The 26,130-nt window shown below is 36.9% G+C and carries 21 protein-coding genes; 9 read left to right on the top strand and 12 right to left on the bottom strand.

Going from position 1 to position 26,130, the window contains the following annotated elements:
• Positions 1-3: 3 nt before the first annotated feature.
• Positions 4-2,544, bottom strand: a complete 2,541-nt coding sequence (locus tag DSM106972_RS20360; protein WP_127082425.1) for a CHAT domain-containing protein — start codon at positions 2,542-2,544, stop codon at positions 4-6.
• Between the two features lie 131 nt (positions 2,545-2,675).
• On the bottom strand, positions 2,676-4,073 hold the full coding sequence (locus tag DSM106972_RS20355; RefSeq protein WP_158632853.1) for a two-partner secretion domain-containing protein: 1,398 nt from the start codon (positions 4,071-4,073) through the stop codon (positions 2,676-2,678).
• A 164-nt stretch (positions 4,074-4,237) separates the two neighbouring features.
• Here DSM106972_RS20355 and DSM106972_RS20350 point away from each other — a divergent pair, with 164 nt between their 5' ends.
• The 5 genes from DSM106972_RS20350 (at position 4,238) to DSM106972_RS20330 (ending at position 8,396) form a co-directional block, all read left to right on the top strand.
• The gene (locus tag DSM106972_RS20350; RefSeq protein WP_127082423.1) at positions 4,238-5,641 is read left to right on the top strand and encodes an AAA family ATPase; all 1,404 of its coding nucleotides are present in this window, start codon (positions 4,238-4,240) and stop codon (positions 5,639-5,641) included.
• The gene (locus tag DSM106972_RS20345) at positions 5,638-6,282 is read left to right on the top strand and encodes a retron system putative HNH endonuclease (protein WP_127082422.1); all 645 of its coding nucleotides are present in this window, start codon (positions 5,638-5,640) and stop codon (positions 6,280-6,282) included. The genes DSM106972_RS20350 and DSM106972_RS20345 overlap by 4 nt, the downstream gene beginning before the upstream one ends.
• A 55-nt stretch (positions 6,283-6,337) precedes the next feature.
• The gene (locus tag DSM106972_RS20340; RefSeq protein WP_127082421.1) at positions 6,338-6,655 is read left to right on the top strand and encodes an antibiotic biosynthesis monooxygenase family protein; all 318 of its coding nucleotides are present in this window, start codon (positions 6,338-6,340) and stop codon (positions 6,653-6,655) included.
• A gap of 161 nt (positions 6,656-6,816) precedes the next feature.
• Positions 6,817-7,173, top strand: coding sequence for a Uma2 family endonuclease (locus DSM106972_RS20335; RefSeq protein ID WP_233787438.1), 357 nt, complete (start codon positions 6,817-6,819; stop codon positions 7,171-7,173).
• A gap of 440 nt (positions 7,174-7,613) precedes the next feature.
• Complete coding sequence (locus tag DSM106972_RS20330; RefSeq protein WP_127082420.1) at positions 7,614-8,396, top strand: superoxide dismutase; 783 nt, start codon at positions 7,614-7,616, stop codon at positions 8,394-8,396.
• A 154-nt stretch (positions 8,397-8,550) separates the two neighbouring features.
• On the opposite strand, the gene DSM106972_RS20325 is transcribed toward DSM106972_RS20330, so the two are convergent.
• The 3 genes from DSM106972_RS20325 to DSM106972_RS20315 all read right to left on the bottom strand — a co-directional run bounded on the left by DSM106972_RS20325 (position 8,551) and on the right by DSM106972_RS20315 (position 12,128).
• Positions 8,551-8,907 carry a hypothetical protein gene (locus tag DSM106972_RS20325; protein ID WP_127082419.1) on the bottom strand — a complete coding sequence of 119 codons (357 nt, stop codon included), beginning with the start codon at positions 8,905-8,907 and terminating at the stop codon, positions 8,551-8,553.
• 237 nt (positions 8,908-9,144) lie between these two features.
• Complete coding sequence (locus DSM106972_RS20320; protein ID WP_186538724.1) at positions 9,145-11,190, bottom strand: di-heme oxidoredictase family protein; 2,046 nt, start codon at positions 11,188-11,190, stop codon at positions 9,145-9,147.
• An 83-nt stretch (positions 11,191-11,273) separates the two neighbouring features.
• A complete protein-coding gene (locus DSM106972_RS20315; RefSeq protein WP_127082418.1) occupies positions 11,274-12,128 on the bottom strand; it encodes a hypothetical protein in 855 nt (284 codons plus the stop codon).
• A 230-nt stretch (positions 12,129-12,358) separates the two neighbouring features.
• Between DSM106972_RS20315 and DSM106972_RS20310 the strand changes: the two genes are divergently transcribed.
• The 3 genes from DSM106972_RS20310 (at position 12,359) to DSM106972_RS20300 (ending at position 14,890) form a co-directional block, all read left to right on the top strand.
• A complete protein-coding gene (locus DSM106972_RS20310) occupies positions 12,359-12,850 on the top strand; it encodes a hypothetical protein (protein WP_127082417.1) in 492 nt (163 codons plus the stop codon).
• 188 nt (positions 12,851-13,038) lie between these two features.
• Positions 13,039-13,827 carry a VanW family protein gene (locus DSM106972_RS20305; protein ID WP_127082416.1) on the top strand — a complete coding sequence of 263 codons (789 nt, stop codon included), beginning with the start codon at positions 13,039-13,041 and terminating at the stop codon, positions 13,825-13,827.
• Positions 13,820-14,890: an Ldh family oxidoreductase gene (locus DSM106972_RS20300; protein ID WP_127082415.1), complete on the top strand. Its 1,071-nt coding sequence runs from the start codon at positions 13,820-13,822 to the stop codon at positions 14,888-14,890. The genes DSM106972_RS20305 and DSM106972_RS20300 overlap by 8 nt, the downstream gene beginning before the upstream one ends.
• Positions 14,891-14,937: 47 nt before the next feature.
• Here the strand turns inward: DSM106972_RS20300 and murJ are convergent, their stop codons facing one another.
• The 6 genes from murJ to DSM106972_RS20270 form a co-directional block, all read right to left on the bottom strand.
• Complete coding sequence (gene murJ, locus DSM106972_RS20295; protein WP_127082414.1) at positions 14,938-16,521, bottom strand: murein biosynthesis integral membrane protein MurJ; 1,584 nt, start codon at positions 16,519-16,521, stop codon at positions 14,938-14,940.
• Positions 16,518-17,522, bottom strand: coding sequence for a D-alanine--D-alanine ligase family protein (locus tag DSM106972_RS20290; protein ID WP_233787439.1), 1,005 nt, complete (start codon positions 17,520-17,522; stop codon positions 16,518-16,520). The genes murJ and DSM106972_RS20290 overlap by 4 nt, the downstream gene beginning before the upstream one ends.
• 16 nt (positions 17,523-17,538) lie before the next feature.
• The gene (locus DSM106972_RS20285) at positions 17,539-18,642 is read right to left on the bottom strand and encodes a KamA family radical SAM protein (protein WP_127082412.1); all 1,104 of its coding nucleotides are present in this window, start codon (positions 18,640-18,642) and stop codon (positions 17,539-17,541) included.
• An 80-nt stretch (positions 18,643-18,722) separates the two neighbouring features.
• Entirely contained in the window at positions 18,723-21,422 is a 2,700-nt protein-coding gene (locus tag DSM106972_RS20280) for a UvrD-helicase domain-containing protein (RefSeq protein ID WP_127082411.1), read from the bottom strand.
• 242 nt (positions 21,423-21,664) lie between these two features.
• Positions 21,665-22,399 carry a hypothetical protein gene (locus tag DSM106972_RS20275; RefSeq protein WP_127082410.1) on the bottom strand — a complete coding sequence of 245 codons (735 nt, stop codon included), beginning with the start codon at positions 22,397-22,399 and terminating at the stop codon, positions 21,665-21,667.
• Positions 22,392-24,764 carry a CHASE2 domain-containing protein gene (locus tag DSM106972_RS20270; RefSeq protein ID WP_127082409.1) on the bottom strand — a complete coding sequence of 791 codons (2,373 nt, stop codon included), beginning with the start codon at positions 24,762-24,764 and terminating at the stop codon, positions 22,392-22,394. Before DSM106972_RS20270 ends, DSM106972_RS20275 begins: the two co-directional genes overlap by 8 nt.
• Positions 24,765-25,048: 284 nt before the next feature.
• Between DSM106972_RS20270 and DSM106972_RS20265 the strand changes: the two genes are divergently transcribed.
• Complete coding sequence (locus tag DSM106972_RS20265) at positions 25,049-25,507, top strand: DUF4351 domain-containing protein (RefSeq protein WP_233787440.1); 459 nt, start codon at positions 25,049-25,051, stop codon at positions 25,505-25,507.
• Positions 25,508-25,612: 105 nt separating this feature from the next.
• Here the strand turns inward: DSM106972_RS20265 and DSM106972_RS20260 are convergent, their stop codons facing one another.
• Complete coding sequence (locus DSM106972_RS20260) at positions 25,613-26,089, bottom strand: hypothetical protein (RefSeq protein ID WP_127082408.1); 477 nt, start codon at positions 26,087-26,089, stop codon at positions 25,613-25,615.
• Positions 26,090-26,130: the final 41 nt, after the last annotated feature.

The following is a 26,130-nucleotide window of genomic DNA, read 5'->3' as shown; positions in this document are numbered from 1 at the left end:
TCTCTATAGCCAATTGCCAACTAGTATAAAACTTGCCCAGTAATAAGGATGTTTGTATTCTTCACTCTTCATTAACTCAAGTTGCGCTTTCTGTAAAGCTTCCGCTCTTTTGGCGCCAGAATATAACTGTTTGTAAAAAACATTCATAAACACTGGTGTATACTCATCGTTGATTTGCCATAGCGATGCTAACACACTGCGCGCTCCCGAATGTGCTGCAACTCCCGCTATTCCTAATGCCGCAGAATCATCTCCAGAAGCTGTTTGACAAGCGCTTAGTATTAATAACTCTATTGGACTGGTGCCTTGCAAATTCCGCTCGGCAATTAATGAGTTTAACATGTTAATATCAAGCTGCTCATTCCATGTTTGAATATAAGTACCCGCAACATTAGAACTAAATTGACCATGTGTAGCTAAGTGTATTACTGAGTACTGCTTAGATAAATTATTCCGTAAATTCTCTATTGTAAAATTCTGATTGAGTAACACTGTCGTCGGAACTAAAGCGCGAATACTTTTAATTTCTTGCTCAACTCCTGGTAACGGTGATAAATTTTGGTTTGGTAAAGTCACTCCTCCTGCCAGAACCTTGATTTTATCTTTATGTAAAACTCCTGCTTTAAACAACTCTAAACTAGGCGCCACGGCAAGAGCATATTTTTCAATCAAATATTGTGTACCATCATGTAATGCTGCCATCGGTATATTCCGCAATGAACCATCCAGCACAAATACCAACGTTTTTATCTCGTGTTTCGCTAAAATCTCAGCAGCAGGTTTGATTAACCAGTCATATAATTGTTGAGCTATTAATAACCGTTCGCGTTCAAACGAAGTTTTTCTTTGCGAGTGTCGCATTGCTTTAATCGCAGTTTCCACTTGTGCGGAAGTCTTTAAAGTCGCATAATGACGTAACGGTTGGTTGGGAAGCGATAGAATAACTTCGAGACGGTCTTTTAAGATGATAGGATATATTACAGCGGCATTTGTATCAATTTGTTCAATCGAAATTGGTTGACCGTTTAAACAAGCTTGGCGAAAATAATTAGCAAGTTCTGCCATTTGCAACGCTTCGATGATTTCACGTGCAAAGACTAATTTTGATTGCTGCTGTTTTAATGCAATATCTGGAACATCCTGCAACAGTAAATCTACTAATTCTCGGTAGACAGGTTCAACACTTTGACGAAATGATAACTGAACATCTTGATTAATGCCTACTAAGTCTTGACGAAGTGTCTGTAAAATACGATATGCTTCTGTATAGTTAGTTATGGCTTTTTCAATATTACCCTGTGCTTTAAAAATTCGTCCTAGTTGCCATTCCCACTGATACGCAATATCAGCAGCTTTTAACAAGTGTGCTTTTTCTAATGCAAGAGTAGTAAGTTTTATTGCGTTTTGCCACTGTTGAGTTTGTTCATATAGACTTGCCAAACGTCCCAAAGCTATCGATTCAGCACGAGGATGTGCTAAAGTTTGAGCGTCTTTATAAGCTTTTGCTAATACCTGTGCTGAAATATTTAAATAATCTTGCTTTATATTCCCATGTCCCGACGATTCTTGTAAGCTTTTCATTTTAATTAAGTCAGAAGCTAACTCAATTTGGGCGTATACTTTAGTTTGGCTGAGTGGGTAGTTCGGTAATAAGTCAGTATAAATTTGTTTGAATAGTTTTTGAGCATCGCTATAACGGTCGAGATGTACAAGAGTTTTCAGTTCATAAACACTCGCTTGTAGTCTGACGGGGCTATTTGCAACGGCGCCTTTTTGGTAAAATTGTAAAGCGTTAGTTAATCGACCTTGCTCTTCGGCGAGTCTTCCTAAATTGAGTAGTATCATAAACGCTTGTGGATGTAATTGCATCGCACTCGCAATTTTTAAGCTTTGCATGTTGACTTCATTTGCACCAACATAGTTACCCACAACTCGTAACAAATTACCCAAATTCATTAGTGCAGTCACTTTCAACTCTGAGTCAGGTTGTGCTGATAGTGAAGTTTGTACTTGCTCAAGAATATTTTTCGCACGCAAAAAATATCCTAACATTTGTAAAGCACGTGCAGAATTCAACTGTGTCCCAATAACACCCATAACATCATTACTTTTTCGGTAATATTTTTCTGCTTGTTGAAAAGATAAGAGAGCAGATTCAGTATTACCCAGGTTAAATAATAACTCACCTTGATTATTCAAAACACAGGCGCCTATTTTTAGATTAACAACCTTACCGTTATCGTAAATTAACCGCTTTGCTTGGGATATAGAAGACTCAGCCAAAACTAACTGTCCATTTTGCTGATAAGCTAAAGCTAAGTAAGAAAGCATCAAAGCTTGAGATTGTTTATCATTTTTATTTTCATAGCGACTAACAGCATGACTCCAAACGCGAATCGCATCATTATACAGTCCCGCAGAATAAAACACCTGTCCATTCATCAACGAATTCGATGCAGATGCTGTTACGGCATTACTAAAAAAGATAAATAATATAACTATAGTAACTACAACAAATAAACGTAACCATCTACGTAACTTCATAAGCATAAACCCATAGTTAGGGTGCATCATCTCTTAAGTCTCGTTAGCATTACAACAGCATCCTTACGTACTTACGCGATATCACTAGGAAATTTGTACGTAATAACACTTATAAACTGGGTTTCTGTAACCTATCCGTTACATCCGTTCACCATCTGTTGCCAGTTTGCTTTATGACTCGCAACAAGTTGAATCGCACCATTCTCAACTTCCCACGCAGTTGCTTCTACAACTTGATGTTGTGTAGATACATCATCCCCTTGATTATCTTGTACCTCGTCAATATGGCGCCAGTCTATCCAACCAGAGTTGACGCTCAAAGCTTCTGTGGTATTCAATGGTAAACCACCACGTCCAACAATAACAAATCGATTTGTGGTAGCTTGGTTTGAACAAGTTTGATTAATTTGCTTTGACACATCTATTATAGATGTGGGTAACTGAGTAACACCTCGATTTGGGTCGATATTTAAAGTCGTAATATTGATGTTGCTATTACTCAAAGCAGGAGATGTTACCAAGATATCACTGCGTCCTGTTGGGGAACGACGTTTTTCTAGACCAAAGATAGCATTACTGGATATTTTAATTTTTCCGCCATCTTGCATCACGTTCGTGGTAATATCATTATCGCCATTTGGGTTGACTAAAATAAACCCTGCTTCAATATTAATATTGGCGCCATTACCTTTTCCTATGGATACAGTAGAAATAGTCGCATTTTGACGCAACGTTAACAAACTCGAAGCGTACACATTCACATTTCCACCTTCTGTGATTGTTTTTGCGCTGACAGTTCCTCCTTCAATTGTCAGGTTATCCGTTACTAATTGCAAGTTGCCACTGGCGCCACTTTCTTGACTACTCACACTAACTGTAGCTTTATCATTTATCATCAATTTATTGGTTGCTTCTAGAGTAATATCACCACTACTAGTTAGATTTCCTGTAATTGTGATGTTATTTGCTCTCAGATTCAAATTTTGAGCGGATAAATTAGCATCAACTTGAATATTACCAGTAGAACCCCACTGTACACCAATAGGCACTGATATATGTAGTAACGAAGGATTATCAACGTCTTTTACACCATGTGGAAATTTCCAAGACTCAGCAGTACTCAAATATAACGACCCTTTTATATCGAGTGCGGCATTTTTACCCAAGTAAATTCCATTTGGGTTAAATAGATATAAATTAACATTACCTGCTGTGCGTATCAAACCATCGATATTAGAGATATCACGTCCTGTCACCCGCAGAATAATGCTATTCACCCTAGGAGCATTGTCAAAATAAACGTTTTCCCCATTTTTGATGGAAAACTGCAAAAAACTGTGAAATAAATTGGCGCCTGTTTGAGTTCCACCTGTAATGGTAATATTTTGATGTTGCGATGTCACGATTGAATTATTGCGAAGGGTTGCATCAGGAACAACTTGCGCTTGTACTGCTGCATTCAATAGACTGTAAGTAATCACGTTTAACGTCACTTGTAATATATTATTTGCAACAGTAGTTATACTCACAGCACACTCATCAAAATACTGCAAGTCAAAAATAACACATCTTGGTTACACCCCCCACCCCAATAATTAAAATAGAGAAAGTGATTTTGGAGAAAATATTTTAAGATAGAAGTGGTATAACCAAATATATCGTTATATTTTTTATCTAGTTATATATACTTAATATGAAAGTTAGGCGCCTAAAAATAAAGAATTTCCGTGGATTGAGTGATTTAGAGTTGGAATTTAAGGTTCAGGAACCAATGGTGTTGGTTGGTGTTAACGGTGTAGGCAAATCCAGTATTCTGGATTGCTTGACAATTTTATTATCTCAGTTTACTGGGCGCCTGCAAGATTCTTTGTCAATGCGATTTTTTGACGACAAGGATATTATGAACGGGCGCCAGTCGTTGGAATGTGAGATTACAATAGTTGAAGGTGAGCGTGAAATTAGTTGGTCATTACAAAAAGAGCGTCCATCGTCAGTTCGCGATGTTAGAAGTACAGGGATGAAACGCTTAGAAGCAATTAAGTCAATATTATATGATGTAAATGAAGAACAACTGCAAGCGTTGAGTCAAAAGCGTAACGAGTTAAGCAAAGCATTGCAAGCTGTAACTGTTGCACTAGATTTTATCGAAGAAGAGGGTGATAATCAAACACTGCCTTCTTTACAAGCATATGTAGATGAGTTAGCGACTGGACTAAGTACAAGCAATATAAACTTACCCGTTATAGTATCTTACCCTGTCAACCGTGCGGTTTTAGAAATGCCTCTGGATATGACGCAGGAAAATATATTTAGTCAAGTTAACGCATACGACCAAGCACTAACAGGTGGGAGAATAGACTTTAAAGGTTTTTTTGAATGGTTTAGGAACCGTGAAGACCTAGAAAACGAACAGCGACGCAATAACCCAGACTATCGAGATATACAGTTAGAGACAGCACGAAATGCAATTTCTTCATTACAACCTGATTTTACCGACTTGCATGTAATTCGTGCTTCACTGCAAATGATGGTTAAAAAGCAGGGTCAAGAACTTGTAGTTAACCAACTTTCAGACGGAGAAAAATGTTTGCTTGCTTTGGTCGGTGACTTAGCAAGACGACTAGCAACAGCAAACCCATATTTAGCAAACCCACTCCTGGGTGATGGGGTAGTGCTTATCGATGAAATAGAACTACATTTACATCCCAAATGGCAACGAGAAATTGTTCCTGCATTAAAAAGGACATTCCCCAACTGTCAATTTATTGTGTCTACCCACTCACCGCAAATAGTCAGTCATATCAAACCCGATAACATCTATATTATTACCGCAACACCCGACGGTGTGACATTACAGCAACCAGAAAACTCGTTCGGTCGAGACAGCAATCAAATTTTAGAAGATTTAATGGGTGTATCGGAACGTCCGCAACAAATCAAAAACGGTTTAAGCGACTTATTTAAATTAATTGACCAGGGTAACTTGGAGACAGCGAAACAACTACGTCAAAATCTTGCAACACAAATAGGAGAAGACGACCCCGAATTTGTGCGTGCAGATGTATTAATTCGACGCAAGGAAATATTAAATCGATGAAATATATTCAAAAAAATCAAGAACCCCGAAGTTTGACCGATTGGAATATAAAGCTAGGTGGTAGGACAAAAGATTGGAAGTCTTTTAATAAATCGGTTAAGAGTGACGTTTATGAATCTTTGTTGAAAGAGCAGGGATTTATTTGTGCTTACTGTAGTCGTCCTATTATTCGCACGACTTGCCATATTGAGCATTATCGTCCAAAAAGCGTTTACAAAGAGTTAACCTTTACATATACCAACTTAATTGCATCGTGCCAAGGAGAAGACGAGAGAAAACCTCGTACACCCGTACACTGTGGACATAAAAAAGGCGCCTGGTATGATGAGGAGTTAATGGTATCACCCTTAGACCCAGGATGTGAGACATATTTTAGATATACAGGGTCAGGGGAAATAGCACCAGCACAAGGAGTCAAGGAAGAAGCAGCGCAAACAACTATTAATAAACTTGCCCTAGATATAGATAAGCTAAGAAGATTAAGGAGAACAGCGATAGATACAGCGATACAAATAAGTGAAGGATTAGAAGAGGTAGAAATACAGCAACTAATTCAAGGATACCAAAAACCAGATAATAATGGGCGCCTGACCCCATTTTGCCACGTGATAGTCTATACACTGCAAAAATTTGTGCTATAAAAGTGCTGAGTGCTGAGTGCTGAGTGCTGAGTGTTGAGTAAAAGGAGATATAACAATGATACTTGAAGCGGTAATGCTGAACGTAAAACCAGGAATGGAAAACAAATTTGAATCAGCATTCAAACAAGCATCAAAAATTATATCTCTAATAGATGGATATTTATCGCACGAACTACACCGTTGTATAGAAGTAAAAGGAAAATACTTATTACTCGTGCAATGGGATAACTTAGAAGCACATACAACAGGGTTTCGAGAATCTCCTAAATATGAACAATGGAAAAAAATATTACATCACTTTTACGACCCATTCCCCACTGTAGAACACTTTCAAATCGTAGAAAGTAAAACTAAAAATCCAGAATACTACTAGCAATCAAGCACCTCAATTTTCATTATAAAGAATGAAGCATATCAATTGTCATTATAAAGAACAAAGCATCTCAATTGTCATGCTGAGGAACGAAGCATATCAATTGTCATGCTGAGGAACGAAGCATCTTAATTGTCATGCTGAGGAACGAAGCATCTTAATTGGTATTTGAAATACTATTACCAGGCAACACCAAAGTCGAAATGGATAAAAAGCGCGACTTTTATGAAAAATATGGTCTAGAAGAATATTACCTTTACGACCCAGAAACCAATAATTTACAAGGTTGGACGCGCGTAAATCAAAGTTTAGTACCAATAGCGAACATAAATGGTTGGACAAGTCCACGTTTACAAATTAAGTTTGTACTGACAACAACGCTAGAAATTTCTTTTCCAGATGGACGAAAGTTTCTAACACCTGTCGAACTTGAACAACGCGCCCAACAAGCTGAACTTGAACGTCAACGTTATCAAGAATTATTAAAGCAGCTAAGAGACAGAGGCATTGAAATTTAATGCTCGTTGAAGTGCGAAAACACTCTGGTCATTAACCTTGTTTCAATAGAACTCTGCACTTTAATTGCTTTCAATACTATACACAGGAGAGGCGCCCAGCCAACAGGTGCCTTTCTAACTATCCTTGCCCTAATAATCATAAATTTTACATCTATCTCAAGAAGTAAAAATAAAAACTAGTGAAGATAGTAAATAAACAAAAATAAGATAAATTGTAATACTAGTTATTGATATTTTTTTGGAACATGGCAATTAAAAACAACATTATCAAGGTATTTAGCTTGTATATTATTAACTAAATAATGTATTGTATTTATGTACAATCATTAAATTTTACACCGCAAGTTGAATGTAGTTATTGTCAAAATAATTACATGTGGTAACTGTATAGTTACTTAGAAATAAGATTAGATTTGCTATCTACCGGAGTACACATGACTATGATTTCAATTTTGATCAAATCATTCATTTGGTTTATTGCAGGAATCGTATTAGTTGTTGTAACTATTTTTCAACCACAACAATTAGCTGCGGCGCCTGCACCAGTATCTATAGCTCAAGGTAATCAAGTACAATCGGTAATAAGCCAAGGATTAAGCGCAAATCCTGCACAGCTAGCTCCATTACCATATGCTTACAATGCATTAGAAAAAGCTATAGATGCAGAAACGATGAAAATCCATCACGATAAGCATCATAAAGCATATGTCGATAATTTGAATAATGCTTTGAAAAAGTACCCGCAATTACAAGGTAGAACTATAGAAGCAATGTTACGTGACCTTAATAGTATACCAGAAGATATTCGTACCACTGTACGTAACAATGGTGGGGGTCATCTTAACCACACCATGTTCTGGGAAATTATGAGTCCTACAGGTGGAGGTCTACCTACTGGAAATATTGCTCAAGAAATTAACAAAACTTTTGGAAGCTTTGAAAATTTCCAAAAACAGTTTAATACAGCAGGTGGACAACGTTTTGGTAGTGGATGGGTATGGTTAGTGCGTAACCCCAAAGGTCAACTTCAAATTACGAATACAGCAAATCAAGATAGTCCTATTATGGATGGTTTATATCCAATTATGGGAAATGATGTATGGGAACACGCTTACTATCTAAGATACCAAAACCGTCGTGCAGACTATTTGAGTAACTGGTGGAATGTAGTTAATTGGAATGAGGTGAACAAACGCGCACAAGCTTCACGTTCTTCAACATAAAAGCGCAACAATAAGTGTAGAGATGTTACATGTAACGTCTCTACAATGTTTTTGAAGATACTCTAACGTCTCTAGTTGTTCTTTTAGTTAGCTCAAAAATTTAAAAAGATGTTTGTTAAAGAAAAAGAGACGCGCTGTGCGTCTCACTCCAGAACTATTTCTCTAATACTTGTCGAATGCGTCGTTCGAGTAGGTCTAAGTCTAAACTGCCTTCGTCACGACTAATTCGTCTAACTGTTGAGTTTACATTGTTTAAATCAACGAGTAAATCTTGGAGAATTTCTTGTTGTTGTCTTGCTTGGGTGACTTCACGTGGTTCTTGCACTAGGTCACGCACTATTGTATCTTCGGCTCTTGATGCAATTATAGGGTCATCGTCACCTTCTAAGTAAACAAATGTCCGGCGCCCTGGTCCTCGGTCTTCTTCGATAGGTACAACTGCTGTAACTTGGTCGGAACGCACATATTTACCAAATCCGAGATGAACTAATACTGAAGACTGTATTTTCATATGTATACAAAGTTCTTTATTTCTTATAATTCTATTTTAATGCCTAAATAAAGAGTTGTGAGGTATCAAGGAAGCGGGTTTTACCCTTTTTTATGTAGTGCTTACCTGTCGCAATTATTGAGTGTTTTTGGTAAAAATATATGTATTGTAAATTACTTTATATAAACCTTCATGTGGGTTGGGTGTTGGGTTCCGTTCCTCCACCCAACCTACAATCTCATCCGTTACATCCGTTTATCATCCGTTGCCAGGGTTGTCTAATGAGAGTAAATATTCGATGAGGTTGTTTTGGTCTTGGATGGTGAAACCTGCTTGTTTGTCTACCCAGTAGTTGTGTCCGCTACCGTCTGCGTTGGATAATACTAGGTCGGGGTTTGCACGGTTTGCTGCTATTACCTGGTTTCGTAGGTTACGGTCGATTAATGCGCGTAAGCTGGCGCCTGCATCCGGTACTATATTATTTAATGAGGTTCCTGCTAGTCCTAGTTGGTTTGGGTTGACTATTTGATAATCGTTTTCGTTGATTTGTAGTGCGTCTTTACCTACGGCAACTCCTCCATCGTGTAAATATGGCGCCGTTACATGCAAACCTATTAAACTAGGCACTTTATAACCTCCTGAGTTACCAATTGCGTATGCTAGTTTGTAATCTTGTTCAGATACGCTATCTGTTGGGATGTTGAGTATAGATAAATTAGCTGGTAGTGGAGTTCTTGTGTCTGGTGTGTAAGTTTGAGGTTTGGCAAAGACTTTTGGAAATTTGGCTAAAGCTAGCGCACGTGAAGGTTGTGATTGAATTTCGTCTTCGGCAATAACGTGATTATTGGTAAAGTAGCGTCCGCTATGGCAAGTTACACAACCTGCGTTACTGAAAATTTTAGCTCCTTGTTGTATTGATTTTATATTATTCGATTCGTAAGCTGGTGGCGCCAACGAGTTTTGGAATGCTGACATCCCGTTGAGTTGTAAAGCTACTGGCATTCCGGGACTGTTTGCCATTAACCCATCGAGTATAAATCTTGAACCAAGGGGAAAACCTGGCATTTTGATAACTTCGTTTATCGCAGGTGTTCCGGGTGTTGGGTCTATTTTATTTAGAAATTGCGAAGGTTTGGCGCCGGATGGTAATTTAAATTTCGAGTTCGCTGAGTTTTGTAGCAGAATTCCTAGGTAGGTTTCTTTGTCGATGCCTAGCAAATCTTGACTCGAATCGCCACCTGTTGTTAAATCAGAATTTGTGGCATGAACGTTACTATTGAGTGTTGTTAGTCCTTTAAACCAACCAAGTGCTGCGAAACCACTCCATCCATATGGATGGGCGCCTAATGTGTACGATGATGGATTTTGGGCAGGATTATTTTTATTATCCCCCGATGAATCAAAATTACCAGGCGCCCAACTGAGTAAATGTTCATCAACTGCACGTTCTAATGCTTCTACATTAGGTAAATGCTCTGTTTTCCCATTGGCATCTATATAAGTATTATTACCACTAGCAATTTGTGTTGGATTTACACCAGTCTGTCGAAACCAAGCAGCCGAATTACTTGCTAGCGCTAGTATTGTACCAGTGTCTAAATCATTATTTGGGGCGCCTTCAATAATTTTGCCTTCATCATTTACTTTTGCATGACACGCAGCACAAGTAATACCAACACGTACCTTACCATTATTGATATTAGCAACAACACCCAAAGGAAACAGAGAACCAGTAGCAACATCGAGTCCAGTATTGATAATATCACCCTTCTTAAACTCGCGATTACCAACCTGCATATCTCTGTCCATTTCAACTTGCAAGTTAGTTGTATGCCCACCTCGCAAAGCTAAAATAGCTTTAGTTAAATTACCAATATTGAGAGGACCGTTTAATATACCAGTAACATCGGTTATAAAAACTTCATTCCCAAAAGTTTCCTTATAGAAACTATCACGTCCGAGTTTAATTAAATCTTTGTTAATTTCAACAGCACCATTACCAGGAGATAAAAATGCTTTACCTGCATCAGTTTGTAATAAACTAGCAGCTTCATCTTTACTAACTGTTTGTCCTAACACATCGTATGAACCTATTTCTTGTGCAGTTGGTTGAATAGATGGTGTTAAAGTTTTCTGCAAACTTGGTGTATTGGGCAGTGTAATGTCAATTTGGAAACCCCAAAATACAATAAAAGAGATTAAAAACACCAAAATTGCAGTTCGACGCAATGCAGCACTATTTAACCAGCTAGTACTAGATGTTTCAGATTCGTTACTTGGCTGAGATTTAGGAGAAGACAACATAATTTATTCTACATTTTGCCGATTCTCAACTACATTAAGAAATATTGTCTATTTACTTCACTACAATAAGATAGAATCTAAAGTCATACTATACAATCAAAGATACATACCCATAGATAGATGTGAATAAAATAATGGTAATTACATGCAGGAATTATTAAGTTTATTGGCTCTCCAGCAGGCGCCAAATTACCTTTACCTGGAGCGGATACATCAAAGGCGCCTAGACCAAAATTTCTGACTTTTCCGCCACTTTTCATAAAATCAGCAAGATTTGCCTGTGGACGACTTGCTTTTAATTCGTTATTTATATAAACTCTTATAGTTGGAAATGTTGTACTATCTATATTAATAACGCTTGAACCATCAAATTTAAAATATCCATTCATTTTAATATAAATAAATGGAGCATCATAATTAGTAATATTAGCCTGTCCAACTCGTAAAATTCTTGAAAGTCTTGCTGCACGTTGCTCTTGTACAACTAACGTATCATTTTGACTGTTTGTTGTTACAGTAAAACCATTAAATGCTGAAGCAGTATAAGGTTCGGACTCCTCGTACCCAAAAATGGGTATATTAGTATAACCGTAACTAAATTCAGTCGCAGGTGTTGCGTAACTAACTATTAAGCCATTAGTAAAAGTAACTTCAACAGAAGGTATATGAATAAACCCTCTATAATCCTTGCTGTTCTTAAAAGTATTCCAAGAACTATCAGTAAAATAATCTGCGGGTTTATAATTAGCAGATGCATTCAAAGTGGCGCAAGCAATCGCAGCATTGAATGGCTCTAAAATACTTTTTGATAACTCTTGAGTACAACTCAGAACCGAAAAAGCCTCTATATATTGCACTATTTTAATATCAGGTGTTCTAAATACTCCTGATATAGTTGAGGCTTTGACTATTTCTACTGAGTTAAAAGAAGTTGTCACTTGAAAACAGCGATTGGTAATATTAACTTTACTTTAAGTGTATTCAATCGCTTCTCATAAATATGTAACACAAATATTAAATCTTTATTAAATATTGATAAAGCTCTTATTTTCTCCGTCCACTGACAAAATAACATTGTAAATAATTTAAGTATATATGCGGAATTTATTAAGATGTGTGGTATATATAGTATCAAAACTGTTTTAAAACACACGCAGGAATTAATCAAGTGAAAAAAAATAGTAAGTCCGTGTTATTATTTAGCTTAGTTAGTTTAACTTTGAGTTTTACTCAAAACTTTGAAATTCAAAGTGCAAATGCTCAAACAACGAAAGTTTGTAGAGTACCTGCTTTAAGCTCTGGATATCGCAAATTAGGCGAAGTTCCTATTATAGAAAGAAAAACAAACGGCGCCAAATATAGTAGTACAGCGTATAGTGCAGGAAATAGACGTTTTACTTATCTTGTTATAGAGTCAGAAAAGCAGAATATTGTAGGACGTGTAGATTTGAACTATTCTACAGACAGAAGAGGTCGCAACGTTGCTAACATCAAAGTCTGTGGAAATGTTCAACAAACCTCAGATTTTCCAGGTCTTAAGTTTAATTTCTTAGATGGAAAATCGGTAAGCGTTTCTGTACTGGGTACTCAAAGTGTAACTCATGTTATTCCAAAACCAGCACATACAACAAGTGTCTTGACGGTGATTGATGCCATATAGTACAAACAAGCTACTTTTAGTCAAGCAAAAAAATAACGAGTCAGGCGCCTTTGAAAGCAAATTAAAATGCTAAAATTCATGTTTATCTTAAATAGCTAAAGCGTAGGTTGGGTGGAGGCTTTGCACAACCCAACATCTTAGCGTTGCCAACCTACACAGGTTTATTTATTTAATTTATAATTACTTGAATGGAAAAGCTTAGTAGAAATTTAAAAGCATTAATTCGTCAAAAGTGGAAAGATACAAATTATATTTGGCGTGGTTATGCTGTCAATTATTCAAGAATACAAAATATGAATAATTTCTCCGATTATTTATATAAATGGAGCGAAATTAGCACTGATATCAAAAAACGTTCTGGGTTGCCAGAAATAAATGAAAATCGGATTTGGAATATGAAATTAGCCGCAAAACATATTCACGGTTTAATGTTGGCACCGGGACAGATTTTTGATTTCTGGCACTGTATTCCCCGTCCAATTCTTGCTAATGGTTATAAAGAAGGACCTACTTTAGTTGCAAATCAATTAAAGTATGATGTTGGTGGTGGATTATGTCAAATTTCTACTAATGTTTTCCAAGCTATGCTATGGGCTAATTTGGAAATTTTAGAACGTTCTAACCATTCAATTGATGCTCATGGAGAAGGACGTTTTTTTACTTTAGGGCAAGATGCGACGGTGGCTTATGGGTATAAAAACTTAATTGCCCGTAACTATAGTCAAACTTCGCTACAGCTACGTTTAGAGGTATTGCCTGAAGAATTAAGGGTTGTTGCTAGTGTTTGGGGAACGACTCCAAAACCTTTCAGTGTAAATATTTCTTCTACTGTTTTAGAAAAGTTGGCGCCTTCTTGCGATAATGGAAAGTCTGGTTGGCGAGTAGAAACTGTCCGCTCAGTTGGTATGGAAACCTCTCCCATCAGTGAATGGCAAGTTAATTACCGCGCGATTGATATTTACCATCCCCATGTCTGAATATATTACGGTTTCAGCTTTATCTCTCCATAAGTTTCTCGAACGGGTACTGTCACCCTACGAGTTATTACCAGAAGTTGCCAGCGCTCTAATAACTCATTTGGTCGAGGCAAATCTTTGTGGTATGGACTCGCATGGTTTGCAGCAGATTTTTGGTTATGTTAAAAGTCTTGAAAATGGACGCATTAATCCGAAACCACAAATACAAATAAATTCCAAGCGTCCGGCAATGATTCGGATTGATGGAGATGGCGCCCCTGGTCACTATGCTGGTAAGGTAGCAATGGAAACTGCTATTTCACAAGCAACTAAATTAGGTATGGCAGTGGTTGGAGTAAATAACAGCAATCATTTTGGCATGGCAGGTTACTATACCCGGATGGCAGCAACTGCGGGAATGATAGGTTTTGCAACTAGTGATACTAATGCTGTAGACTTGGCGCCTTATGGAGGACGAGTAGCTAAAATTGGGAATAATCCCATTTCTGTGGGAATTCCTACGCTTACGTCTCATCCGATAGTATTGGATATGGCAACAGGAGCGGTAAGCGGTGGTAAAATAAAACACTTTAAATATCAAGGATTACTGATACCAGAAGGTTGGGGAATTACAGCGACAGGACAACCAACTCAAAATCCTAAAGATGTAGCGGTAAATTTGCCTGCTTCTTACAAAGGTGCAGGTTTAGCATTTATTACAGATTTATTATGTGGGCCCCTACTTGGTACTACTGCTTCGATGTTCAAACAAAAGGCAATTCATGATGCTGCAAATGGAACTGGGCATTTTTTCTGGGTGTTGGATATTGAAGCTTGGACGGAAAGAGAGGAATTTATGCAACAAGTAGAAAAGGCAATTGCATCTTTAAAAGAAACACCCCTTTTAGATGAGAAACAACCTATTTATTATCCGGGAGAATTAGAGGCAATTACACGGGAACATCGTTTAATCGCAGGAATTCCTGTTCCTCGCAGTTTAGTTAATGAATTAAAGGATGTATTTGGTGAAGAATTTGCAACGGATGCAACGGATGTAACGGATGTAACGGATGTAACGCAATAAGTTATTTGCTTATAAATAAAATCTGGTTGTTAAAAATCAATCATCCGTTACATCCGTTCATCATCCGTTGCCAAGCGTCTCACTAATAAATCTACTTCTGGTAATCGTAACAAACTTGCTAACACTGCAAAAATTCCTAATCCTATACAAGCAGCGATGCTAACTTCTAGCAGTTGCCATCCTAAACCCTGACTACTCAAAAACCCTTCCCAAACCTTAACAAATCCCCAAGTTATAAACCCTGCAAGTCCAGAAGCTCCAGCTAATGCTAAAATTGACAAACCCCATTCTCTCAAAGCCAAACCATTCAAACGACGGTGTAAACACCATAACATCATTAGCATGGCGGTTACATTTACTCCCATTGATGCTAAAACTAACCCAGGCGCCCCAAATCTATTTACCAAAAAGTAATCTAAAATCATATTCAATAAGATATTCACCAGCGAAATTTTTAACGGTGTTTTCCCATCTTCCAAGGCATAAAACACCCGCACTAATACGCCAACTCCCACACTGGTAAATGCTCCTAAACCATATGCTACTAATATTGATGCCACTAGTCGAGATGCTTCTTCATCAAATGCTTGACGTTCGTAAACTATCTTTGTAATTGGTAAAGCTAAAGCTGCCAGTAATGCACCCAAAGGTAACATTGTCAAGGCTGTAAGAATTAGGCTTTGACGAATTTTTTGTTTTAAGTCCGTCCATTTCTCTTTGGCGCCTAACTGAGAAAATAGGCTCATGTAAGGAATTAAGATTGCGCTGGTAATAATACCTTTGGGAGTTTGAGCAATTAATCCTCCGTAGTTTAAGCCAGCAGCAGCATGGGGAATATAGGAAGCAAAAAATAAATCTATATATGTATTAATTTGAGTCATACCTGTAGAAATAGTCGCAGGAAGCATCAGCCCAAGTGCTTCTTTGACACCCGGTAAATTCCAGTTGAAGCTTATACGTAGTGTTCCCATTCCTTGGCGCCATTGAACAATTAACTGCATCAACCACTGCCATATTGCACCAGCTAAGGTTCCGAGCGCTAATATCCAAGCTCCAAGGCGCCAATATTCGGGAGAATTAATTTTATTGCCCAACTGCAACGCAAACCACCCTAACCCTAATATTACAGCTAAACTAGAAAACATTGGACTTACCGAAGGAAGCCAATAATGTTGCGCTACATTTAGAGTTCCAAAACCAATCCCAATTAACCCTGATAATAAGGCAATAGGCGCCATAATTTGTAATTGGAGAATGGTAATTTCTCTGATTTGAGGCTGTAAACCAGGTGCTATGATATCAATCACTAACCCAGCACCCAACATCAAACCAACCGTAACGACTATTAATATAGTACCAACAATGGTGGTAATCGTTTCCACTAAAGGAGCTACATCATTGCGCGCGCGTTTTGCCAAAACACTAACTAAAGCACTATGTAAAGGGCCATTAATTCCACCAAGAATAACTAATAAAAATCCAGGGATTATATAAGCATAATTATAAGCATCCGCAACAACCCCCACACCAAATACAGCTGCAATAATAGTTGCCCTTAACAAACCAAAAAATTTGCTAATTGTAGTGGCAATTGCAACAATACCAGCAATGCTAAAAAGTGACCGCTTCATTTTTGCCACCTTTCCCAAGAAACATTAAAAATTATCTCTATCAATTCTTGATATGATAAACCAGCAACATAAGCAACTTGAGCCAAAGAACGTTGAGGGTGTAAAGTCGCATCAGCATTGATATCTAATAAATAAGGTTGTCCCGAAGTGGAGATGCGAAAATCAAAAGTAGCATAATCTAATGGTTTTAAAAGCTGCATTAATTGCAAAACTATTTGATTCACATTTTCTAAATCAGGTGAAGATAAATCAACACCAACTTTTTTATATTTACCTTGACGTTTAGCTGTCAAATCTAAAATTTCTGATTGTAATGATTCACCTTCAGCATTTACTGTTTCTACTCCTCCCAAAAGTAGAGGCAACCCATTACCAACAACACCTACGGTAATTTCTCGACCAACTATAAATTCTTCACATAATATCGGCGCCGAAAATAATTCTCTCATTTCACCAACAATTTGTTGAAGTTTTGTTAACCCCTCTTGACTATCAAAGCATTGTAAACCTAAAGAATAACCTTCACAGCTAGGCTTTAAAATCGAAAATGACCAATTTGGTAAAGATTTAATATCTTCTGGTGAGTCATAGCGATGCCAACTAGGTGTAAGAATTCCGCTCCACTGTAATAATGGTTTAAGAAAATCTTTGTTAAGAGTTAAACTTTTTACCGTTGCATCACCACCAGTATAAGGAATATTTAGTTGTTCTAATATAGCAGGCGCCAACGCAGTGCGATTGCGAGAAACAACTCCTACAGAAATATTCCACACAAAATCCGGTAAATCCTCTACATTTCGAGTGAGTTTAAGTAAAGCATCTAATGTACCAATTTTATTAACGTGATGACCTAAAGCAGTTAAACTTTCTGCCACTGCTTCAACTTCTTCTAATTCTCGCCAATGATAATGAGTTGCTTCATTATCATTCGGCAACGACATAATGTCAACTTGGCGTTCAAATAATAATCCAATTTTAAGGGGTTTACAATTTTGATTCACAAGAATTAACTTAAATTTAATTATCAAGCCAGCAAGTATCTTTATCGATATTAACGAGCATTAACTCAGGTTTTTCCACACCTATTCTAACTTGCTGCCATTTTGTCACCAACTGCGTAGACGCTCCAGGTATGATACCTACCAATTCTAATTTGCCGTCAGCATGAGTTAAAATATAGCGAAAGCGTTTTACAGAACCATTACAATTTTTTCTCACAGCTTCTACTAACTCAATTCCATAAACTATCGGAAATTGAAAATGAGTAGCGTGCTTAACAGGACGGGGATGAAATAAATATTGGGGTATTACACCATAGCGATGCAAGCGTTTAAAAAGTTCGGTTAAAGTATCTACAGAATTATTAACACCTTTCATCAAAGCAATTTGAGAAGTTAGCAAGCAACCAGCTTTTTGCAATGCTTCTAGAGCTTCTATTGATGCTAGTGTAAGTTCCCGTGGGTGATCGTAATGACACTGAATTACAATTTGAAATCTTGATTGATATGCTTGTAACACCTCTAATAGCTCTGGGTCGCTAGTAAATCGACTTGGTAAAAACGCAGGTAATTTACTACTAATACGAACTTGCCAAATATGAGGGATTGCAGCTAGAGACTTCAAAATATTTTTCAAACGATTGGTATGGCAAATCATTGGGTCTCCCCCAGAAAGTAATACATTATCAATTTCTGGATGAACCGAAATATAAGCTATCGCTTCTTGTAAATCTTCTATAGTCTCTTTTACCAAAATATCACGACTCATGAGGCGCCGGCGAAAGCAATAACGGCAGTGTCCAGCACAAGCCTGAGTTACAATTAATACTGCTGTTTGGTGATATTTATGCTGCAAACCTTGAACTACCGTAGAAAATTCTTCTCCACTAGTATCAAAACTACCAGCATCATCAAGCTCCCATTCCGAAGGAAGTAACAATTGACGCAAAGGGTCATCAGGATTTTCCCAGTCAACCAAATCAGCATAACCAACAGGAACCATCATTGGGAACTGCTGCTTTGCTTGAGATATCCTTGCACGCTCTACAGTAGACAAAGGTAATACACTCTCTGCCTGCTGAGACATTTTGATGCTTTCTATTAACTCTTCTTTCCACTTCATGTTTATTTAAAAACTTGCTTTATCGCAAACAAGTGCTTTCAGCTTACCAGATAATCGCCTGTGTAAATTAACGGCAATAATTATCTACAAACTTGGAGTTGTGGAATAACGATGAACCAGTCTTCTACGACACCTGATGCATTATCCATTTGTAAGTGACGGTATATGTTTTTGACTTTTACCTCACCTAAACGGAATTCAAATTCTCCTGGAATACACCCAACAGATGCTAAATTACTATTTCCTTGTTGGGATAAGGCGCCGACTTTTTGCCCATCTACTGTAAAAATATCCCAACCATTAAAATATGAGTTTACTTTTACTGACAGTTCGGCGCCTTCTGTTAAGTTTATAATTACTTCCTGATTTTTCTTGGTGCTGTAATGTCCTGGAAAAATATCATCGGGAATTAAATCTAAACAGAACATTAGTTCTGGTAAAAAGTCGATTTTGACGTTCAAACGCTCTGGTTCGGCGCCTGTTTCATTAATAAACTGTGATTGTTCAGTAGTACACATCACAAGTTCAGATTTAGCGCGGGTCATTGCAGTGTAAAACAATCTTCGTTCTGCTTCAATTTTGTTAGCATCGGTACTAAACCCGTCTGCTAATAATATAACTTTTTCATATTCAAACTTTTTGGCGCCGTGACAAGTTGTAACTAAAACTGCATTCTCATCTCTCACAGCTTCAAAGTTTGCGTTGTATTCAAACAGCGCATCTAAAACCTCAACAATATTAATAGGTCGTGCAAAATCAGTAATACCATATCCACGCTCTATATCAATATCATGGGCAATTCTAAGCAAAATTTGTACTGTGGGTTCATTTAATTGGCGCCCCCACATATGAAAACAATTTTCAAACCATTCTAAAACTGATTTGTCTGGTAGAAAAAGTTGATTGCGGTTGAGTTGTAATTCGTCGATGAGCTTGCAAGTTATGTGATTTTTCACAAGTTCTATATTATCTTGCTTCAAATTACAAGTTGGAATACCTGCTTTTTCTAAAAGTAATCTAATTATATCTAAACTATCCCAACTTTGAGCAAAAACAGCTATGTCTTTTAAACTGGCACCTTGTTCAATACGAGAACAAATACGTTGCTGTATCCATATTGCTTGACTTTTTGTACTATCAAATATGTAAGCCTCTATTGGAAAACCTTTATAAGACTGTCCCATTTTATCTAACCGTACTTCTTCGTTAATAGTAAAATTTTCTTGTCCTTGATTATGACTAATTAACTTATTCGCAGCAGAAATAATTGATTCACTCGAACGATAATTTTCATAAAAGAGTAATCGTTTGGCTTGATACTCTTGCTCAAATTTATGATATTTACCATTACAGTCATTATCACCAATTATACAAATATTTGTTTGTAATAATTGGCTATTATCATTTAAACCAGAAATTAATTTAATCAAACGATACTCGTTATCATTGATATCTTGATATTCATCAATAAATAAATATTCAAGATTACCAAGCAATTCGATTCTGTGTTGTAAAGAGTTAGATTTACCATTCTGTTCAAAAAGTAAACATGCGTCGGAAATTAATTTATTAACATCAAATTGAGTTTTAGAATTTACGTCTAAAGTTCGACCTAAAAGAGTTAGAGATAATTTTGGAAAGGTGAAAATACGAACTTGCGTGCCAAAGTCTCCAATGAGTTGTTGTAATTTGACTCGCATTTCTGTAATAGAGTTGCGGTTAGGAGCTAACACTAAAATGCTTTGTGGGTCAACAAGCTTTATTTTAACTAAATACGCAATGCGGTGAACAAGAGTCATTGTTTTACCTGAACCCGGATTACCAATAACAGTTAATGCTTGGTCATCGGATAAAACAATTTCTTTTTGATAATCGTCAAGTGGGTCTATTATATTTTGGTAATCTTCTATATCGTTATCGGAACGGAAGATATAATCTGGCAAACTATAGCAGAAAGTCTCCGAATCGGAAGTATAAGAAAATTCTTGTTTTAAATTAAATTGAATTGGAATGTCATTAAAACTTTCTCCAAATAGATTATCTAGCACTTTTTCAAAAGGTGGCAAATTTGAAAGCCAATTAGAATAAGCTATTTTGGATTGAGTTAGATTATTTTCATAATTCCACACTAATAATGCAGCTACACATAACCGTGTATCAAAATCATAAGACTGTGCATTTAATAATAATTTTTGTAAATATGAACAATTTATCCCTGCTAGCATCTCTTCTGGCAGTTTTTCAATCGTTACTGGCGCCATATTCCAACCTAACGTATCACAAAACAGTTGCCGATATGCAATACTGCTAGAGTCTACCCCACTACCGAGTAACCAAGCTATCAATTCTTGACAAAATTCGGGTTGCGTTGAAAGCGTCTGGATTTGTTCGTATAGCATTAGTTTAGTCGCACGTGCATCTTCCAATGGACTACTACAATAATATTTACCTGATTTACTGAAATTACTTAATTCAAATGTAGGTTCGAGAGGAAATGCTAGAACAGATAGTTCTAAAGTATCAATAATTTGACAATTAGATAATTGAGGTGCAACCTTAACTAAACGTGGATGATGCTCGCGGCGAAAATTATGCCCGCAAACTCTTAAGCTACAATTTTCTGGACAAGTAAGTTTTTCAAAAGCTTGGATTAAATTTTCAATAGCGAACTCGTCTGCCATATCATTAGACACCAATTCTAGACAATAGGCATTTTCTTGGGCGCCAACCTCTAAGTCAACATAGGTATATGCTAAATCAATAAGTGGTAATGTTTTCATCTTTTCTCTTACCTTTCGTACAACAAGAACCTAAAAATGTATAAAACAGAACTGCTTCCATACGGCGCCTATACAGTTCATCAATCTCTAGCCTTTAGGAACACGTAATACAATTAGTAATCTTTTCAACAACACACGTAGATGCAATAACCATATACAAAGTAAAACTACAGCATTTCGGCTTTAGTTGCTATCTAGAACAGGCAAGGATGCCTGTGGAACAAGATTTTATCACACAACAATTAATTTTGGGTGGGTGTTTGTTGGCAGAAGTTATCGGTATATTTTTTGAGTAACTCTGTATATTCGGCAGAAGGATTATTTATTTCATGTAGTAATTGTAATACATCTGACCATAAGTTAGTAGGCTCACTATTTTGATGTTTAATTTGATAGTTAGAAAAATATGCAGCTTTTCGTAGCGCTATTTCTTCAGACGGCGCCTTATTTATTTTTAAGTTTTGTTCTAATGCTTGTAAATCAGATTGAATTTTTTCGCGTTCAGATGATGGCATAATTTGAATTGTTTGCCAATCTGTAATTTTATTTAAATTGTTTTCTGCGTTTACAAGGCGCCATTGATAAAATTTGCCAGCTTCAAGAGGCGTATTTTTACTGTATAATAATTTTTGAGTAGAAAGAGTAACAGGTTGTTCCCATACTGTATCTTGGTTGCCTTCGTACTCGCGCAGAACTATTTTGACTTGTTTATCTGCTCCGGAATATTTCCATAAAAATAGTGGACGGTTGTGCCAAACTATGTATGTGCCGTATGGTGGTGAAATAGAACAAATTGAACCGCGCGATGTTTTAGGTTTGCGGGGTGGACGACGAGGCCATATCGAAATTAAATTTGATGCTCTTGTTTGGGCAAAGCTTTGAACTGATTTTATTTCAGTAAAACTTTCGCTTGTGATAGTAGAAGTTATTATCAACGGCAATATAATTAGTAATAGCCGATAATTTATATTAAGCATGAGATTTCCTGGTTGCTGAAAATACATAGGCTAAAAATATAGATGATGGTAATAACCAAGAAATTAAAATAGCAACTGATATATATATTTGTAATACTATTATACCATATAAAATAACTAAGATAATAGAAGAAGCTAGTACTTTTTGTCTCTGAAGTTTGGATAGCTGATATTCAATGGTTAATGCTGCAATTTTACTGAAAATAATTGCAGTTCCAAGCATGAGAATATCAGGAATGACAAAGACTAAACGTTGTCTTATCAAATGATGAGTTGGATATGCTAAATATTCACCTCCTGTTAATGATGACTGATTTACCCAATAACTCATTGCACTAGGTATTGTTACTTGGTCGGGTGTACCAGGCGCCATTCCCAAGCGTTTATCATCTCCTGATGCAATTAATACAACTTGTTTAGATATAGCGTTAGATTTATTTACATTCAAATTACCCAGAAATTCATGGGCAGGAATTTTTGTGTAAATACGGCCGGGAGGTATTGAATAATCAACTAAGGGAAATATTCCAAAAATAGGGCGTAATTTACTTATAATACTTAAATTACTTTTTTGTGGACTTTGTTCAATTTTATTAAATAATTGGGTACGTAAATCTAGTTTATTATTACGAGGTTGAGGTAATTGATTAATTTCTTGTTTTGCCATGTGTGTGAGTGCCATTAAATAGGATATAGGGCACATTTGACGACAATCGGAGTTAAAAGGTATTTCAATATAATCAGTAGATGCATTAGTATAAGCTTTTAACATCGAATTAGAATTATAAATACCAGCTTTAGAAATATCTAATTCGCCGTCTTCGCTTTGATTGAGTATTGTACCAAATATGAAAAAAATATTTTGATTGACAGCGTTATTTACTGCTAGTTTTAAATCTTTATCTCCAGATGGAATATTATCTTGTGGTGCATCGATAAGAAAATCTAAACTTATTATAGGTGCTTTTAACTCGCTAGCACGTTTTACTAACTTCGCTAAGTAACTACGGTTCATCGGGTATAACTGAGAGTTAGTAAGTTGAGCATCGACGATAGACTGAGTATCAATTTCTACTAAGGCAACAGGCGCCGCTTCATTTGGTATTTGTGATGTAATATCACGATAAGCTGCTTGAAATAATAAGCGTGTATCTAGAAGTAAATTATCAACAGGGTTCAAAACGCAAAGAGTCAAACTAACAAACAAAGTTGCTGTTTCAATCGGAGTTGGGAGAAGACGCTTTAATAGTTGTTGCCATATTGAAGCAGGTGGAATACGAAATAATTTGGCGCCAGGATGGCAAAATAGTGAAGGTATTAGAAATGAAGAGGGATATGTTCCTTTATGAAGCAAAACTTGACGCGCTTGCAGCATAGACTCGTATATATCTAAATGCTTCGCAAGTCCCCTTAAAAAGCTTACCAAAAATTCTTGCGCCACATTATTATGAATAGGTTCGCGCATCACAATAACTTGGCTAAACCCTAAATTAATCAAAGCATCGGCAATATTCAAACCGCTACACGAATTAAAAATGGCAACTTTTAACCCACGCTCACGAGCTATACTTAACTTCGATGCTATTTGACTAATAGGTATTGATACTTGTGGAGCAACACTAATTTCACCTCCCGTAACTTCACACTCATTACTATGTCCCGCGAAAAATAATATATCCCAACCGCGTTCATCAACAATTGCACTATTAATATCTTTAATTATCTGAGTAGAACTTATTCCAGGTTGCCAACCAACGAACTCGACATCAGCAACTTTGATTAATGACTTTAAAGCATGACGCTCTTTTCTAAAATCAAGTCCAGTTTCATCACCCAAAATTGCTAAAATACGAGGGCGCCTCGACGCTTGCTCATCAATAACACCATTACCTATATTTAAAGGCGCCCGAATAATGTAAACTTTTTTATTGTTAGCGATTTCAGTCCCCAACTCCCAAGCTTCCCAAGGAAAACGGTCTAATTCAGTTGAACCGCAAGTCAGAAATATTTGTACAGTCTTAGCATCGTGACTCGCCTTAGTAATCGCCGAACGTATATCGTATAACTCAGCACTACGTAACCAATTATTAAAAATCTTGAGTAAATTCGCTTCAAAATTAGTGAGTTCCTTGTACCAGTTAGTATTCGGCGTTAAAATTCCTCCATCTAACTTGCGTCCCCGCATTTGTGCCGACTGGTAAAAATTAAGATAAGCACGGCGCCAGTCTTGGTAAGACTGAGTTAAAGAAACTGGAAAACTAAGCTGTGCAGTTAACCTTTGCCCTTTTCCCCAAGACAACTCAAACAAACATAGCTGTTCAACATGAAGAACCTTGAGATGAAATACACATAACTCAGGCGCCATAGATAACTCCCTAACCCTTCACCCCAATACTTTGCTTGAACAATGTAGAGTTTATCGCATCCGTATTAAAAAAGTAAATTACATTTCAGTATTTGTAACATTATAGGCGCCTGTTACATCCCTAATAAAAATCTGATAATAACCCCAAATGGCGCCCGTCCCAATATAAATATAAACATCCAGATACAAGCCTCACTTTCAAATTTGGAACAGTCAAGCTACTAACATACTCGAACCGTTGGCAAGAACTTGAAGACAGCGATAACGTTTTTGCAACAGTTGTAATGACACATCTAAAAATGCAGGAAACCGAGAAACAACCACAGGAACGTAAAATATGGAAACTCAACTTAGTTCGACGACTATACGAAAAAGGTCTAAACCAAGAAGATATCCGTAACCTTTATCGATTTATAGATTGGGTTATCATGTTACCAAAGGACTTGGAAGACGAGTTTTGGCAAGATTATCAAAAAATTGAGCAGGAGCAAACTATGCCTTATGTAACTTCAGGTCAACGCATTGAGACTAAACGTGAACTACGTGGTTTAATTTCACGCCAATTAAAAAAACTAGTAGGAGAGGTGCCAGAAAATGCAGAACTAGGCATTAAGGCTCTTTCTTGCTCTCAGTTGCGCTCTTTAGGTGAGGCAATACTCGATTTTACATCAATTGACGACTTACATAACTGGCTGCAAGCAAATCCACCACTATCTGACATAGACGACAGATACGATTACTAAATAGTTTTGTAGGTTGGGTGGAGGAACGGTGCCCAACTTACTATTTTATGGTAAAGATTATTACCACAGAGGCACAGAGTTCGCAGAGAAGATGAGAGTTATGAACTAAGGTAAACGCATATAGTCAATTGTGTTTTCGGGTGGACAATATATTGGTCTGCTCAAAATATCGCCAGTTTCAGCATCGATTACTTCTACAATTTTTGCATTATCGGTACAAATACTGCTACCTCCGGACATTCTAAATTCACCAGGAACAAAACCAGTTACTATCCATACCATTCGATTTGTCGAAATAGCTGATTTGTATTCTCCTGTTTTGGCAGCAAACTCTTCATATGTTGTTAATTTTACTTCTGTTAAACGCATAGGAATTGCTCTTTTAATCGCACTTTTAATTGTCATCAAGCGACTAGCCGGCAGGTTATTATTTGCTGCATATGTTTTTATTGTTGTTGTAGGTTCTAATTTTACTGGCTTTTTTATCTGTACTGGTTTAGCTATGACGCTTGGTGCTAAAAATAAGGTTGCGGCGCCTGCTAATGCAATAAAGACTGCTATTTGTTTGGTGATATTATTCATGATTATATTGTGACAATTGTGATGTGTGACTAACAGTTTGT

The sequence above is a fragment of the Dulcicalothrix desertica PCC 7102 genome (genome assembly GCF_003991905.1).
Classification (GTDB): domain Bacteria; phylum Cyanobacteriota; class Cyanobacteriia; order Cyanobacteriales; family Nostocaceae; genus Dulcicalothrix; species Dulcicalothrix desertica.
Note: the sequence above shows the minus strand (reverse complement) of the source record. Positions and strands in the feature narration are given on the sequence as shown.